This window comes from Polycladidibacter stylochi, from assembly GCF_001562055.1.
Taxonomy (GTDB): domain Bacteria; phylum Pseudomonadota; class Alphaproteobacteria; order Rhizobiales; family Stappiaceae; genus Pseudovibrio; species Pseudovibrio stylochi.
Genome location: NZ_LLWE01000025.1, coordinates 41,352 through 56,703, shown reverse-complemented (window position 1 = coordinate 56,703; position 15,352 = coordinate 41,352). Strand labels below are relative to the sequence as shown.

The window sequence follows — 15,352 nt, the reverse complement described above, 5'->3', positions numbered from 1 at the left end:
GGGGCATAATGAAAAGGTCCGTTAGTTTAGCTTAAGTCTAGTACCTTTGCGTAGTATGCTTTCTGTTTGAGAGCAGTAATTGTTTTTGCTGGCTTCGTGTAGCACTAGAGGGGGCAGTATTTGCAGAGGGGCTTTGCTCGCAGATACTGCTTGAATGATAATCAGATTGGCATTTGCGTCTTCTGTCGGGTGGATTGGTTTTATTTTTATGCCACCAAAGCGGCCAGTCATGGGCTCAAGAATTTGCTGCAATCCATCAGCTCGAAAGATAATTGTTAGTGTCCCGGCGTCTTTAATCAGGTCTTTGGCGGTTTTAATCCATGGTTCCATCCCGCGTTCGTCCAGTACATGGGCGGTATGGCGGGCCTGCTTATCGGTTTCACGAAACTTGCCCTTGGCATAGTAGGGCGGGTTCATAATGATATGGTCGGCCTGGTTGGGGTGTAGGCCGGTTGCATGGCGCTGGGTTCCTTTGGCGGTGAGGTCAGTCTGCAGTAGTTTCACACGACTTGCGAAACTGGCGTTCTCGGGAAAATCAAGTGCGCCTTTGGCTAATGCAGCGGTAAATGGATCAATTTCAACGGATGTAACTGTGATTTCCGGCAGGCGCCAAGCTGCACAAAAGCCGGCGGTGCCAACTCCTGCTCCCAAATCCATCACATGTCCTTTGCAGCATTCTGGCAGGGCTGCGGCAAGTAAAACAGCGTCAATACCCGCGCGGTGATAGCCACGTTTGGGTTGCTCAACCAGCACGTGGCCACCTAAAAACTTGTCTTTTGTGGTCTCTAGAGTTCTTGCGAGTGCCGGTTTTGTTGTGGCAGTTATCGGGTTGTTTGACATCATTTTTCGCTTAGTTCATCGCCAAGCTGCTCTTGGCGCAATATGCTGCGTGCAGTTTCAAGTTGCTCGGCATCTACCATAATGCGCTGGTAGATCATAGGGATGCCAGCATATAGACTGTTCATGTTCTGGTCACTCAGCAAATAGCTGATGTTGTTTTCTTCCAAAAGGAAAACAACCTTACTAATTATAACGGGATCATGGGTGCGTAAAAGCTCTTCCATCATAATGCTTTCTGGTTTGTTGCTGCGGGAGTGATAGTTCCAGCTCTGTAAATTTAGTATAGCCGCATCGCTGGGCATACGCATAATCCAGCTTTTTGCTGTGTGTATTTTAGAAATATGAGTAATTGTGATTTTCAAGCCTTGCCCTTGTTATCGCGCACTTTTATTGTCCCAGAAAATTCACAGGAGAGTTGCACGTGGGCATGCCAGAAGCACAATCTGCACAACAGGCGACAGCCAGTATTAAGCCTTTGGTCGCGCTGGTGAGCGCGGACATGGAACGGGTGAACGAGTTGATCTTGTCTATGGCAGGTTCCAATGTGGAACTGATCCCGGAAATTGCCCATCACCTGATCGATTCCGGTGGCAAGCGCTTGCGGCCGATGTTGACCTTAGCCTTTGCGCAAATGTTTAAGTATACGGGCGATGGCCATGTGACACTGGCAGCCTGTGTGGAGTTTATGCATACGGCAACACTCCTGCATGATGATGTGGTTGATGAAAGCGATATGCGGCGTGGTAAAGAGGCTGCGCGTATGTTGTGGGGCAATCAGGCAAGCGTGCTGGTGGGTGACTATCTGCTGGGTCAGTCTTTTAAGATGATGGTGGAAGTGGGGTCGCTGGAAGCGCTGCGCATTCTTTCCGAAGCATCTGCCATTATTGCCGAAGGCGAAGTGTTGCAATTGGCGGCGGCACAAGACACCAGCACTCAAGAAGCGCAGTATATGCAGGTGATTGAAGCGAAAACAGCCGCTCTATTTGCTGCAGCTTCTGAGGTTTCTCCCGAAATCGCCGGCGAAAGCGATGCAGTACGTGCGGCCTGTCGTAAGTTCGGTATGGATTTGGGACTGGCATTCCAGCTGGTTGATGATGCGCTTGATTACGGTGGCTCCGCTCAGGACCTTGGCAAAGATATTGGTGATGATTTGCGCGAGGGAAAAATTACCTTGCCGGTGGTTTATGCCATGGAGCGCGGCACACCGGAAGATTTGGTATTCTGGAAGCGCTGCCTTGAAGAAGGCGATGTGCGTGAAGGTGATCTGGAACATGCCATTGCGCTTTTGAAAGCAACTGGTTCACTGGCAGATACTATCGAGCGCGCCAAAGCGTTTGGTGCTTCTGCCAAGCAAGCTTTGAGTGACTTGCCCGATGGCGCTGTGAAAGATGCGCTGGTTTCATGCGTGGACTATTGCATTTCACGGGTGAGCTAGTTTTTTCCAAATAGAATATGAAAGGGGCCGCAGCTGGTGCTGCGGCCCCTTTGTTTTTTAAGTTTATGTTTGCCACATGTGTTAAAGCGTACCGGTATCAGCACCTTTCAACACTGCTTGTGCTGCAGCTAAGCGGGCAACTGGCACACGGAACGGTGAGCAGCTCACATAATCGAGGCCGGTTTCTTCGCAGAAAGCGATAGAAGCCGGATCACCACCATGCTCACCGCAGATGCCAAGTTTAATATTCGGACGGGTTTTGCGGCCATGCTCGGCAGCATGTTTGATCAATTCACCAACACCGTCACTATCCAGCGTGATGAACGGATCTTTTTCGATCAAGCCTTTTTCCTGATACTTGCCAAGGAAAGAACCCGCGTCATCTCTGGAAATACCAAAGGTGGTTTGGGTGAGATCGTTGGTGCCGAAGGAGAAGAACTCGGCAGATTTGGCGATTTCTTCAGATTGCAGGGCTGCGCGTGGCAACTCGATCATGGTACCGATTGAGTAGTCCAGCTTGATGCCTTTTTCTGCTTCAACCGCTTCAGCCATAGCTTCAATACGCTGCTTGACTTCGTCCAGCTCGGCTTTCAAGCCAACCAGTGGTACCATGACCTCGGGTTTCACTTGAACGCTGCGAGATTTGGAAACTTCTGCCGCTGCCTCGAAAATGGCACGAGCTTGCATTTCGGCCACTTCCGGATAGGAAATGAGCAGACGACAGCCGCGATTACCGAGCATAGGGTTGAATTCGTGTAGCTCTTCGGCGCGTTCTTTCAAGTCCTCGGCGTCAACGCCCATGTGCTTGGCAACCTCGGCAATTTCCGCATCCGTTTTGGGCAGGAACTCGTGCAGTGGCGGGTCAAGCAAGCGAATGGTGACGGGTAGGTCATCCATCAGCTCGAAGATTTCGATGAAATCACCGCGCTGCATAGGCAGTAGTTTATCCAGTGCGGCGCGTCGTTCTTGCAATGTGTCGGCAAGGATCATCTCGCGTACGCTGGTAATCCGATCGCCATCGAAGAACATATGTTCGGTGCGGCACAGGCCAATACCTTCAGCTCCAAAGGAAAGAGCGACCTTCACATCGGTTGGCGTTTCGGCGTTGGTACGTACCCGCAGGCGGCGAATATTGTCGGCCCATTGCATGAGCTTTTTAAAATCGCCAGAAAGTTCGGGTTGACGCATTTTTACCTGACCGGCAATCACCTGCCCGCTACCACCGTCAATGGTGATGATATCGCCCTTTTTAAAAGTGCGGCCATCGGCAACCATCACTTCATTGCGCATATCCATGCGGATTGTGCCGGCACCGGCCACACATGGTTTGCCCATACCGCGGGCAACCACTGCGGCGTGGCTTGTCATACCACCGCGCGAGGTGAGGATACCTTCTGCCGCATGCATGCCGTGAATGTCTTCGGGTGAAGTTTCCACCCGGCAAAGAACAACCGCTTTGCCGTCGGCTTTTTCGGCCTCCGCTTCGTCGGAATTGAAGACGATTGCACCGCTGGCCGCACCTGGTGAGGCAGGCAAACCTGTGGCGAGTTCGTCGATTTCGGCGTCAGGATCAATGGTCGGGTGGAGAAGCTGGTCAAGCGATGTTGGGTCAATGCGTTTGACAGCTTCTTCCTTGCTGATGACGCCCTCATCCGCCATATCAACGGCGATTTTGAGTGCTGCTTTCAGTGTCCGTTTGCCGTTTCTGGTTTGCAGCATCCATAATTTACCGCGTTCAATGGTGAATTCCATGTCTTGCATATCGCGGTAATGGGTTTCCAGCTTTTTGCAGGCCTCGGCAAATTGTTGGTACATTTGAGGCATGGTTGCTTCTAGTGAAGGCTTGTCGGATCCGGCGGCGATGCGTGCAGCTTCGGTAATATCTTGCGGAGTGCGGATACCGGCGACAACGTCTTCACCCTGAGCGTTGATGAGGTATTCACCGTACAGGGCGTTTTCACCGTTGGAAGGGTTGCGGGAGAAAGCAACACCGGTGGCAGAATCATCGCCCATATTGCCAAAGACCATGGCTTGTACGTTCACTGCTGTGCCCCAATCGGAAGGCAAATCATGCAAACGGCGATAGGTTTGGGCGCGTGGTAGCATCCAAGAACCGAAAACAGCCCCTATTGCGCCCCAAAGCTGTTCGCGGGGGTCATCGGGGAAGGGTTTGCCGAGTTCTTCTTCGGTTTTGGCTTTAAACAGCACAACGACCTTTTTCCAGTCCTCAGCGGAGAGATCAGTATCAAGCACCAGATCGTGCTCGTCTTTATAATCCTCGATTATTTCCTCAAAGTAGTCGCCATCGACATTGAGCACCACATCAGAATACATCTGAATGAAACGGCGGTAGCTGTCGTAGGCGAAGCGTTCGTCATTCGATTCCTTGGCAAGGGCTGCAACGGTAGTGTCGTTGAGGCCAAGGTTTAGCACGGTATCCATCATGCCGGGCATGGAGACGCGGGCGCCTGAACGCACAGAAAGCAGAAGTGGGTTGGCTGGATCACCGAATGTGCGGCCTGTGAGCTTGCCTACGGTTTCAAGTGCTGCATTTATTTGCGCATCAAGTTCACTCGGATAGCTTTCGCCGCCTTTATAATACTGCGTGCAAACTTCAGTAGTAATTGTAAAGCCGGGTGGTACAGGTAAGCCTAATCGTGCCATTTCGGCAAGGTTTGCGCCTTTGCCGCCAAGCAGATTACGCATACTCGCATCGCCATCAGTGACACCTTCACCAAAGATGTAGACCCATTTGGTCATGACACCCCCCATATGAAATTACGGATGACCGGAATGGCCACCTCTTCAGAAAACTAATAGAGCGCAAAATGATTTGCATGATATATTTGTAAATATAGCAAGCATTTTGCAACACGCCTTTGGGGATATTGCGTATAACCTTAAGTTTATTATGACAATGCTTTGCAAATTTATCATGTTAGAAAGTTTGTTTTTCTGTAGTATGTTGCTATGTCCAATCGGGAGTGGCGAATTTATTTTCGGTTTCCAAAACAAATTACTGGTAGTTTCCATTGGCTTAGAAATTTTAATAGGTGAATGATGCCGCAATAAGGCCATATACCTATGTTAGCTGCACAAAATATTAAGGGTTTTTCTTCGGAAATGTGCTGTAATAAACTTTTGTAAAACGCAACACCTTATTATGCTTGCATTGGCCGGCTTGTTGTCGTTGAAATGTCTGCTACAGTTCAGCTCCAAAGGAAGCACTTAGGCTAAGATGGACTTAACTTGATTCTGGTATGTATGGCTCTACTTCCACTGTGATGTAAGAAGCGCTAATTTATTGTCATTACTGATTAAGTGACCTAACCAAAGAGAAGTAAGTATTGATGCGTAATCCTCGTCTCCCTCATGTTGCAGCATTGGCTAAGAAAACGGGCCGTGTTGTTGCGTTTTTTGTGGCACTATCGTCGTCCGTGGTCGGGAGCTTTGCATCAAATAGTGACCAAACACACTCGGAGAGCTTGTCGGGTTATTATTTAGCAGCGCGAACTGCTTTGATCGAGCAGGATTTTAAAAATGCCGGCCGCTACTTCTCAAAAGCCTTGGCGCTTGATCCCGATAATTTCTATCTTCAAGATCGTGCGTTTACAATGTATCTGGCTGATGGGCAAATTGATAAATGCCTAGAGCTAGGCAAGAAACTGCTCGAATCTGATCCTGAGCACTTTCTTGCCGGGTTTGTTCAGGCTGTTCACGATGTACACGCGCGGCAGTACAATGCTGTTATCGGCATGGAAGATGAGGTAAGTACCAACCCTCTCGCCCGCATGACTTTTGCCTTGCTCAAAGCATGGGCCTATGCGGGTAATGGTAATGTTGATGCAGGCGTTAAGGTCCTGCAAGAGCTTAAAGGCCCGACTTGGTTTGAGCTGTTTACCGATTACAATATCGCCTTGATGCTGGAACATGCAGGGGAGAGTGAAAAAGCGCTTCCCCACTATGCAAAAGCCTATGAGGCTGATCCTGGTGCGCTACGTTCCATGAGTGCCTATGTTAAGGCACTGGCAGCAAATGGTCAGCAGAAAAAATCACTTGAAATACTCGATAAGTTCGAAAAGCATGTCCCGGATCATCCCAGCATCATCTCGTTAAGGGCACATATTGTTAGTGGAGCCATGCAAAAGCCCATGGTTGGCAGCATTGATGCGGGCGTGAGCGAAGCTTTATACGGGCTGGGTGCAGCTATTAGCCGTGATGGTGAAGAGCTTTCGGCGGCATTCTTGCAATTATCGGTTTATCTTGAACCGCATTTTGATGAAGCGAACATTGCGCTTGCAGCACTTTATGAGCAAATGGGAAACTATGAACGCTCAATTGATTATCTGTCGAAGGTGAGCCCAAGTTCGCCCATGAAACGTGATGCTGAAATTCAAGAAGCGCTGCATTTAAATGTGATAGATGAACTTGAAAAGTCGAAAAGCAAACTTGAGGCATTGATTAAAGAAAAGCCGGATGATGTGGAGGCTTATACATCGCTTGGTAATGTGCTGCGCTCACATTCTAAATTCGCAGAGGCAGAGGCTGCGTATAGTGAAGGGCTCAAACTTGTTGCAGAGCAAAAAGAGCAGAACTGGGTTTTGCTGTATTTTCGCGGTATTACACGCGAGCGCCAAGATAAATGGGATCTGGCCGAAAACGACTTTAGGAATGCACTCGAAATTCAACCAGACCAACCAATGGTGTTGAACTATCTTGGATACTCTTTGGTCGACCGCGGGATGCGCTTTGATGAAGCATTGAAGATGATTAAAAAAGCGGTGCGCTTGCGGCCAACTGATGGTTACATTGTTGATAGTTTGGGGTGGGTTTATTACCGGCTGGGTAGATATGATGAGGCGGTGAAAGAGCTGGAGCGTGCTGTTGCGTTGCGGCCGCATGATCCGCTGATTAACGAGCATCTTGGCGATGCCTACTGGAAGCTTGGGCGGCGTCTGGATGCCGGATTTAAATGGAACCATGCCCGTGATTTGGACCCTGAGCCGGAAGACTTGAAGCGTATTTTGGGCAAGATCAAAAATGGTTTGAGTGCGGATACCACTCAAGAGTCTGCGGCTGTGGGTGACTAAGGTATTTGCCAAAGGCTTAACGGCTGGTGTGCCTCCCCGGTCATTCGATTGATTTAGGTTTGTTAGATGAATGTAGAAAGTTTTGGGTTAAAGTCAGCGCAGGCACTCGCGCAAGCCAAAGTAAATCTGGCCTTGCATATAACAGGCCAGCGCGCAGATGGTTTTCATCTTCTCGATTCCTTGGTGGTGTTTCCCAAAACCGGTGATATCATTGAGGCGCAAAAGGCCAGTAAGACGAGGCTTGAACTCATTGGGCCTTTTTCACATAGTTTGTTGCATGATGATCCGGTTGATAATCTTGTTTTGCGGGCAGCCCATTTGCTTGAGGAATCTCTTTCTGTATCGCAACCGGTTGCCCTTAGACTGGAAAAGAACTTGCCCGTTGCCGCCGGTATTGGTGGCGGGTCGGCGGATGCGGCTGCAACGCTTTTTGCGCTCTGCCAATTGTGGGGCATTAAGCCGGACCACACGCGGCTTAGCGAATTGGCCGCACAGCTGGGAGCTGATGTTCCCATGTGTTTAAACTCCAAACCTTGTCGTGTGCGTGGTATTGGTGATCAGATTGAAAATATAGCTGGATTGCCAGCATTTGCCGTGGTTCTTGTTAATCCTAAGGTGAATTTGTCAACACCGGCTGTTTTCAAGCAGCTTGCAGCGAAAGAAAACGGCCATCTACCCAAGATCCCGAACCGGTTTGAAAGTATTCACCAATTGTGCGAGTGGCTTAAGGCAACGCGTAATGACTTGCAAACACCGGCTATTTCGCTTGTGCCGCAGATACAAAAGGTGCTTGACGTTTTAGAGGCACAGCATGAATGCCTATTTGCCAGAATGTCCGGTTCTGGCGCCACATGCTTTGCCATTTGTACCGATTTAGAGGCGGCGGAGCGTCTGGCTGTGCATATTAAAGAGCGGGAAGATAATTGGTGGGTGCAAGCCGCTGCTGTTTAGTGAATTTGTCTTATCGTTAAACAAAAGCAGCCGGTCTTTTAAGAGGACCGGCTGTTTTTGTATCATGTTTCTTTTAAGCTCTGTTATTGTAGTTGAGCTCTTTAAGCGGTTTCCAATTTGACGTCGCGCTCTTTAGGGTTAAGGGCATGTTCGACATCGTAATCGTCTTGCCAGAGCTTGAATTTTGCCAATGGCACCGGCTTGGAGAATAAAAAGCCCTGTAGGATTTCGGCACGCATTCCTTTTAGAACGTTGTATTGGTTGGCTTTTTCAACACCCTCAATACACACTTCCATGCCAATTGACTGACCCAACTGGATAAGTGAGCGCACAATTTCACGAGCATCTTTCTCGTTTTCAATGTCTTCAATGAAAGTGCGGTCAATTTTGATCTTGTTAAAGCGGTGTTTGCGCAAATAATTCAGGTTGGAGAAGCCGGTACCAAAGTCATCCAGTGCTATCTTCACGCCAAGCTTTTGTATTTCGTTCAAGATTTCACCGGTGGATTCGCTGTAGTTGAGCAAAATCTCTTCGGTAACTTCCAGTTCCAAGCGAGAAGGCGGGAGGCTGTGTTTATCGAGCAGCCTTTGTACGAGGCTTGGGAATTCAGGGTGCCCCAGCTGGCTTGGGGAGACGTTCACACACATGGTTACATCAGGTAGGAATGCAGCATCTTGAATGGCTGTTTCCAGTACCCATTCACCAATTTCCTTAATAAGAGGCGTGCCTTCTGCAACTGGTAAGAAGGCTCCGGGTGGCATTAGGCCCTGCTTCGGGTGGTTCCAGCGAATAAGTGCTTCCGCTGCAATCGCCTTTTTACCAGTACCATCCATAATTGGCTGGTAATAATTAACGAATTCGCTCTTCTTAAGAGCCCGTTTGATTTCCTCTTCCATTTGCCGTGACATGAGAACACGCTCTTCCATGCTTTCACGGAAGATGACAAAACGATTTCGCCCTGCTTTCTTGGCTTCATAAAGCGCAATATCGGCGCGGCGCAGCAAATCAGAAAGGTCGGCACCATGTTCTGGGCTGAGAGCAACACCCATTGATGCTGTAGTGAGAATCCGGTGGCCATCTAGTTGTATGGCTTCGGCAACAGCATTCGCAATCAGCTGGCATGTTTCGAGTATTTCATCGGTGCTCTTGCGCTGATTGATCAGAATGAGAAATTCGTCGCCGCTGATGCGTGATACAAGGTCGGTTCGTGGTATCGTGCGGCGCAATCTGGTTGCAACTTGCAGGATAACATTGTCACCAACCGTATGGCCTAAGCTGTCATTGATTTGCTTGAACTGGTCGAGATCAAGGTAAATCAGGCCGGATTGCAAGTTTTGCATACGCGAGCGTCTGAGGGCACGTGAAGCCGATAGGGTAAAGTAAGTACGATTTGGCAGGCCGCTTAACGCGTCATGCAAAGCGGCATGGGTGGCCTCTGCCTCGTTCACAACCAGCTCGTCCGTTAAGCGAATAGAACGGCGTAATAATAAGAGCGTTGCCAGCAAAATTACCAGAAATGCACCAAGTAAATACGGCGCGGCGCGGCTATAGATTGTGCCGCTAGCGGCTGAAGTTTGCCAGGTTACATGAGCAACTTCTTGCCCCGAACTGCCATAGAGCGGGATAGAGGCAAATTGCCGTTCACCTATTTCCGGCTTTTTGCCGATAGTGATGTGCTTCAGGCCTGTAGAGGCCTCAAAAGCATCAATGGCGCGGGTATCCAACAGGCGCACCCAAATGAGGTAGCCGCCAATAAAATCTTTACCCTTGGAAATTCGGGTGGATGGAATAATGGCTGAAACAGTTGCTAATCCATAGCCATTATCCAAGTGTACAACATCGCGAATTGTAATTGGATCTGGCGATTTAGCCCTTAATGGCCCTGGTACATTGGCTTGTTTGCGGCGCTGTTTGGCTGCAGCTTTCAGATTCGCCAGAGTTTGCTTGAGCTGAAGACCCAATTGGGTTTCAAAGACTTTGTTGTGCCATGGCAAGTCTTGGCGGTAGGTGTAAATCGGCTTCATTTCATTATTTAAAATAATGAATACATCACGATCACCGCGGTTGCTTGCAGTGGGGGTCAGGTCTTCATCAAGGAAAATCTGGGCTTTGCGACTGGTGATCGCATTATATGCCTTGTCTGAAACGGCAATTCGCTCGACTTCGTTGGCAAGGCTGTTGCGATAAACCTGCAAGTAGCTGGATACCAAACGACGTTCTTTCGCAATTTCGTATTGCATGGCTTGTTCGGTTGACCAAAATAAAGCCAAACTAGCTATTATGAGCGCACTCAGTACCACCAGTAATAAAATAAAAGCGATCATGCGTGACATACGCCGACGGCTAGACGATAATTTTTCAGGCGAGTGGCCGCGCAAGATCACCGAGGCGACCGCGTCACTTGTTGAACCTTGGACTGACATGCGTTCTCTTGGTCGTTATTTCCGGAGCGGGGCGAACAACGGGAATCGTAACGACCCCTGATTGCTATTTTGAGATTGTATACTTGAGCGAGCCTGTCCAAAAAAACAATGTTTGAAACCATATATTTATTCGAGCTGTGAACAATGTGGAAATACGCAGCTTTCATTTAGAATTTTCGGCTGATTTGACCATAATGAAGGCAGAATTAATCGATTATTCTATTTAATTGGCAGTTACGGTAGGGATAATCTTTTTTTTAGAGCTCGGTTACTAAGGTTTATTTTAAGGGAATAGGCCCTGTAGAAACTAAGACAAGCACATAACTCGGTTTTTATATAATATTTAGACCCTTAAATGAGGCATGGGATGCGCGGCTAATAATTATATGATCGTGTAAAACAATATTGAGTGGTGAGAGCGCATTTTGGATTTTGTGGGTCATTTCGATATCTTGCCGTGAAGGGGTGGGGTCTCCCGAGGGGTGGTTGTGGACCAGAATGATAGCCGTTGCGGCTAATTCCAATGCCCGCTTGGCCACCTCCCTTGGGTATACCGGTGTATGGTCTATAGTTCCTTCTTGCTGCATTTCATCGGCAATTAGATGGTTTTTTTTATCTAAAAATAAAATACGGAACTGCTCTTTATCATTGTGGGCCATAGCTGCACGCAGATAATTTATAACTGCAGACCAAGAACTTAGCAGTGTTTTATCGTCAATTGACTGCTTGGCATACAATACAGCGCTTGCTTGTAATTGCTTTAAAAAAAGTGCGGTTGCTGGCCCGCACCCATCGACTTCCATAAGTCTTTTTTGTGGGGCGGCAAGGACTTTGGTGTAGGAGCCAAAGTGTTTAATCAGTTTTTTGGCAAGCGGTTTGGTATCGCCCTGCTTGATACAGGCAAACAGCTGCAATTCCAGTAGTTCATAGGGTTGAAAGCTTTCGGCACCCTGTTGCAAAAAGCGCTCTCGCAAGCGCTGGCGATGGCCATGATAATGCTGTGTGTTTTTTCCGGTTTTATTGAGCGCAGTTTTAGGCGCGCTTTGCGGCATGGCTGGTTGCGTTTTGGTGTTCGCTGATAACCCATCGGCAAAACCCAGTTGGGTTTGTTCGCCAAAGCCTTGCAGGCTGGAGGTTGGAGCGAGAGCTGCTGTTTCTTGTTTGCGCTTCACTCAAACCTCCTTTCTTGTTTGGGCTTACGCTCTATTAAACTTGCGTATCTTGGCCCCTTGCCTCTAGGGGATTGAATAGCCCTTTGGGTGAGAGGGTGAATATCTCGTTACCATCTTCGGTGATGCCGATTGAGTGCTCAAACTGGGCTGATAACGAGCGGTCACGCGTGGTGGCAGTCCAGCCATCCTTATCAGATACTTTTGAGTGCGGCTTGCCCAGATTTATCATGGGCTCAATGGTGAATATCATGCCAGGCTTAAGCTCTTCGCCTTTGCCTGGTTGGCCGTAGTGCATAATGTTGGGCATATCGTGGAACAGACGGCCCAGCCCATGGCCGCAAAACTCGCGGACAACAGAACAGCGCTGCGCTTCGGCATAGGATTGAATGGCGTGGCCAATATCGCCTGTGGTATTACCGGGTTTGGCAGCGGCAATACCAAGCATTAAAGATTCGTGGGTGACCTCGATCAGGCGTTCGGCGGCACGTTTGAGTTTGCCAACCGGATACATGCGCGATGAATCGCCATACCAGCCATCAACCACAAAGGTCACATCCACATTGACAATATCACCTTCACGCAGTGGTTTGCTGTTGGGCATGCCGTGGCAAATGACGTGATTGATCGAGGTGCAGCAAGAGTATTTATAGCCACGGTAATTTAGTGTTGCTGCATGGTAGCCGCCATTATCCATACCGAATTCATAGACAAAGCGGTCAATTTCGGCTGTGGTGACACCGGGTTTTACAATATCGACAAGTGCATCTAGGCAGCGTGCTGTAAGCTGACTTGCTTTGCGCATGCCTTCAAAATGCTCAGGACCGTATATTTTGATCTGTCCTGTATTTTTTAAAGGGGCAGAATCTGCCTCAATATAGCTCACCATGGCCCATAACTTCCTTAAGCTCTATCGCTTTATCTATAATTATTCGTCTATAGCCCTTATGCTCAAATTACCTGCAAATGACAAGATAGCGTTAGGCAACGCTTCCATAAACCTTCAAAAAAGAGCCGGAAAAACTTAGGTTCCTACGTGTTTTCCGGGGGTGGTTTCTTGGTTCTTTATATCAAAGAGGTTTTCGGGAAATGAAAAAAAAGCGTTTGGGTTGGGGAAGATGTCATTTTCCAGCTTGCAAAATGTTTAGAAGCGCTTTAGGCAATGGCTCAACAAGCGGTCGTGGTGGAACTGGTATACACAGCAGACTTAAAATCTGCCGCCGTTAGGCTTGCGGGTTCGAGTCCCGCCGTCCGCACCAAAATCCTCCGTAGAAATTAATAGTTAATTGTGTATCGACCGCCTTTTGCGGTCATATTTGCCGGTTTGTGGTGCTGGCGGAAGAAATCGTAGCCTTTTTTCAATTGCTGCCAAAACGCGATATTTGGATTAGTTTGAAAACGCTGCATATTTTCATCGGTTAAAGCAAATGGGTATATTGTAACGGGAACCTGAGGTTTCTTCTCTGGTTGCGACGCCGTTAATGCTTCAAGTCCCATGGAAACATAAAGATAAATCTCTTCCATTTGCTCATTACCCATGGCGTAACAGCCAATGGAAAGGCAATTACCATGAACCATTAAGTAGCTACCTGTGCGGCCGTTTTGGCGGTCAAAAGCATTCGGGTATCCAAGGTTAAAGGCAAGGTGATAACTACTTTTCGGATTCAATTGTTGAGGCGTTATATTGTAAAAGCCTTCGGGCGCTTGCCTATCACCTTCTTTAAGTTTGGGGCCGAGCTGACCGGAGTATGTGCAAATATCATACTCGGTAATTAGGCTATAGCGCTCGGTGTTGCTTGCATAAACCCTCAGTTCTGCTGGCTGTTTGGTGATTTCGATATAGATCTTGGCGGGGTAGGTTAGCCCGTTTTGCGCCAGTATTGTCTTTATCTTTGGCAGCTGGCTTTCTGTAACTTCCGCCAAATTTGCCGAACCTTTAAATTTGATCGGAGAAAAGTCGTAGGCGAGTAAAGAAAGGGCAATAAGTGTGATGCCCCCCAAAATAATTTTAAAGAATTTATGGATCATCATATTTATTTGTTGCAGTGGTTGGCTCGTTTTAATTTCATATGTAATCAATAATGGCGGCAATTGGCACGAGATGTCTATATCAATGCGGTTTTTTGGTTGGCTATGGCTGAGAAGCTTACCTAGGCTGGTTGTTTGCACAGTCCAAGTTACCGTTGAACACCAATGATGCGCTGTTGTTAGTGAATAAAAATTCAACCTATGAAAATATGACGCAAGATATTGGCTAACTAGGAAATAGCCTCTTTTATTATCAGGTAAGTAAATTTATCGTGGTGAGTAAAGCTAAATTATTTATGTAAGTAGTCTCAAATGATTTACCGCGTGGGATGAGAATAAATAGCTGAATTGGGTTGGTTTCTAGTCATAATCGCATATTTTTGCGGCGAAAGCGCACAGGTTTAATGCTACGACTATAGTTTTAAAGCATATTGATGATAATATATTTGCTGATCAAGCGCCTTGGGGGAGACGCAATAGTGGATATTAGACAACTTCAATACCTGGTTGTTTTGTCGGAGGAAAAGCATTTCACACGTGCTGCGGCTGTTTGTAATGTGACACAACCCACCTTATCGGGCCGTATTCGACAACTGGAAATCGAGTTGGGTGTGCCCATTGTGGAGCGCGGGAAAAAGTTTCATGGCCTCACGCAAGAGGGAGAACGCATTGTTACATGGGCCAAGAAAATACTCTCGGATTGTAACAGCCTGCGCTCGGAAGCCAACGGGCAGGGGGTTCGTGTGCCCAGCCGGGTCAGCATGGCGGTTATTCCATCAGCAGCAACGCAAGTTTCACATTTAGTACATGAGCTGAAGGCAAGGTGGCCGGCGGCGCATATTGCAATACAACCGTTGAGCCATGATGAAATACAAAATGCGCTGAACGACTTTGCCGTTGATTGCGCAATCACCTATCTCGCTGAGCTGGATCAAGTCACATACAATTGCGATCACTTGTATAACGAGGATTACCGGTTGTTTGTGGCATCCGACCACAGACTGGCTTGTCAAGAAACAGTCAGTTTGCATCAGGTTACCAGTTACCCGATGATTGCGCTTTCGGCGCGGTTGAAAAATCGCCAGTTTGTTGACGCGGCATTTCGCCAAGCGGCCTGTTGGCGCGAGCCGGATATTGAATGCGGCTCCTTGGAAATGATGCTAAGCCTGTTGCCTGGCTCTAAATATGCAGCAATTATGCCCGAGCACTTTTCCAGCTTTGCCGGACCTGATGTGGTGACCATACCGCTTAGTGATCAAGGTCTTAGTCATGAGGTCGGGTTTATCAGCCTGCGGCGTGATATGGAGCCGGTATTGGTGCAGGGCTTGCACGATATTATGGCCAAATATGCCCGCAAACACTATGAAATGGCTTAGGAAACCTGTTTCTGGAATACGCGCCAAAATGGTAGGTCAA

General features: G+C 48.1%; 11 protein-coding genes and 1 tRNA gene. 5 read left to right on the top strand and 7 right to left on the bottom strand.

What is annotated here, in order from left to right; all coding sequences use genetic code 11:
* Nucleotides 1-21: 21 nt before the first annotated feature.
* Both AYK67_RS09415 and AYK67_RS16910 read right to left on the bottom strand, forming a co-directional pair.
* Nucleotides 22-840 (bottom strand): tRNA1(Val) (adenine(37)-N6)-methyltransferase, encoded by an 819-nt coding sequence (locus AYK67_RS09415; RefSeq protein WP_068085533.1) that lies wholly within the window; start codon nt 838-840, stop codon nt 22-24.
* Nucleotides 840-1,202, bottom strand: coding sequence for a putative signal transducing protein (locus AYK67_RS16910; RefSeq protein ID WP_082735733.1), 363 nt, complete (start codon nt 1,200-1,202; stop codon nt 840-842). Before AYK67_RS16910 ends, AYK67_RS09415 begins: the two co-directional genes overlap by 1 nt.
* 65 nt (nt 1,203-1,267) lie before the next feature.
* Between AYK67_RS16910 and AYK67_RS09405 the strand changes: the two genes are divergently transcribed.
* The gene (locus AYK67_RS09405; protein WP_068086405.1) at nt 1,268-2,275 is read left to right on the top strand and encodes a polyprenyl synthetase family protein; all 1,008 of its coding nucleotides are present in this window, start codon (nt 1,268-1,270) and stop codon (nt 2,273-2,275) included.
* Nucleotides 2,276-2,356: 81 nt separating this feature from the next.
* On the opposite strand, the gene ppdK is transcribed toward AYK67_RS09405, so the two are convergent.
* Nucleotides 2,357-5,035, bottom strand: coding sequence for a pyruvate, phosphate dikinase (gene ppdK, locus AYK67_RS09400; protein ID WP_068085531.1), 2,679 nt, complete (start codon nt 5,033-5,035; stop codon nt 2,357-2,359).
* A 590-nt stretch (nt 5,036-5,625) separates the two neighbouring features.
* Between ppdK and AYK67_RS09390 the strand changes: the two genes are divergently transcribed.
* Entirely contained in the window at nt 5,626-7,365 is a 1,740-nt protein-coding gene (locus AYK67_RS09390; protein WP_068085528.1) for a tetratricopeptide repeat protein, read from the top strand.
* A gap of 66 nt (nt 7,366-7,431) precedes the next feature.
* Nucleotides 7,432-8,316, top strand: coding sequence for a 4-(cytidine 5'-diphospho)-2-C-methyl-D-erythritol kinase (locus tag AYK67_RS09385; protein ID WP_068085527.1), 885 nt, complete (start codon nt 7,432-7,434; stop codon nt 8,314-8,316).
* A 101-nt stretch (nt 8,317-8,417) separates the two neighbouring features.
* Here the strand turns inward: AYK67_RS09385 and AYK67_RS09380 are convergent, their stop codons facing one another.
* The 3 genes from AYK67_RS09380 to map form a co-directional block, all read right to left on the bottom strand.
* A complete protein-coding gene (locus tag AYK67_RS09380) occupies nt 8,418-10,739 on the bottom strand; it encodes a bifunctional diguanylate cyclase/phosphodiesterase (protein ID WP_068085522.1) in 2,322 nt (773 codons plus the stop codon).
* Nucleotides 10,740-11,071: 332 nt separating this feature from the next.
* Nucleotides 11,072-11,791, bottom strand: coding sequence for a RadC family protein (gene radC, locus AYK67_RS09375; protein ID WP_068086401.1), 720 nt, complete (start codon nt 11,789-11,791; stop codon nt 11,072-11,074).
* Between the two features lie 154 nt (nt 11,792-11,945).
* The gene (gene map, locus AYK67_RS09370) at nt 11,946-12,797 is read right to left on the bottom strand and encodes a type I methionyl aminopeptidase (RefSeq protein ID WP_068085520.1); all 852 of its coding nucleotides are present in this window, start codon (nt 12,795-12,797) and stop codon (nt 11,946-11,948) included.
* A gap of 285 nt (nt 12,798-13,082) precedes the next feature.
* Here map and AYK67_RS09365 point away from each other — a divergent pair.
* Nucleotides 13,083-13,167: transfer RNA gene (locus AYK67_RS09365), tRNA-Leu, on the top strand.
* Nucleotides 13,168-13,183: 16 nt separating this feature from the next.
* On the opposite strand, the gene AYK67_RS09360 is transcribed toward AYK67_RS09365, so the two are convergent.
* Entirely contained in the window at nt 13,184-13,939 is a 756-nt protein-coding gene (locus AYK67_RS09360) for a L,D-transpeptidase family protein (protein ID WP_156453110.1), read from the bottom strand.
* A 476-nt stretch (nt 13,940-14,415) separates the two neighbouring features.
* Between AYK67_RS09360 and AYK67_RS09355 the strand changes: the two genes are divergently transcribed.
* Nucleotides 14,416-15,312: a LysR family transcriptional regulator gene (locus AYK67_RS09355; protein ID WP_162265097.1), complete on the top strand. Its 897-nt coding sequence runs from the start codon at nt 14,416-14,418 to the stop codon at nt 15,310-15,312.
* Nucleotides 15,313-15,352 lie beyond the last annotated feature (40 nt).

Bases quoted from the DNA above. Each gene is read 5' to 3' on its own strand.
- AYK67_RS09415 (WP_068085533.1), bottom strand. From the start codon at position 840: ATGTCAAACAACCCGATAACTGCCACAACAAAACCGGCACTCGCAAGA.
- AYK67_RS09405 (WP_068086405.1), top strand. From the start codon at position 1,268: ATGCCAGAAGCACAATCTGCACAACAGGCGACAGCCAGTATTAAGCCT.
- ppdK (WP_068085531.1), bottom strand. From the start codon at position 5,035: ATGACCAAATGGGTCTACATCTTTGGTGAAGGTGTCACTGATGGCGAT.
- AYK67_RS09390 (WP_068085528.1), top strand. From the start codon at position 5,626: ATGCGTAATCCTCGTCTCCCTCATGTTGCAGCATTGGCTAAGAAAACG.
- AYK67_RS09385 (WP_068085527.1), top strand. From the start codon at position 7,432: ATGAATGTAGAAAGTTTTGGGTTAAAGTCAGCGCAGGCACTCGCGCAA.
- AYK67_RS09380 (WP_068085522.1), bottom strand. From the start codon at position 10,739: ATGTCAGTCCAAGGTTCAACAAGTGACGCGGTCGCCTCGGTGATCTTG.
- radC (WP_068086401.1), bottom strand. From the start codon at position 11,791: ATGCCGCAAAGCGCGCCTAAAACTGCGCTCAATAAAACCGGAAAAAAC.
- map (WP_068085520.1), bottom strand. From the start codon at position 12,797: ATGGTGAGCTATATTGAGGCAGATTCTGCCCCTTTAAAAAATACAGGA.
- AYK67_RS09360 (WP_156453110.1), bottom strand. From the start codon at position 13,939: ATGATGATCCATAAATTCTTTAAAATTATTTTGGGGGGCATCACACTT.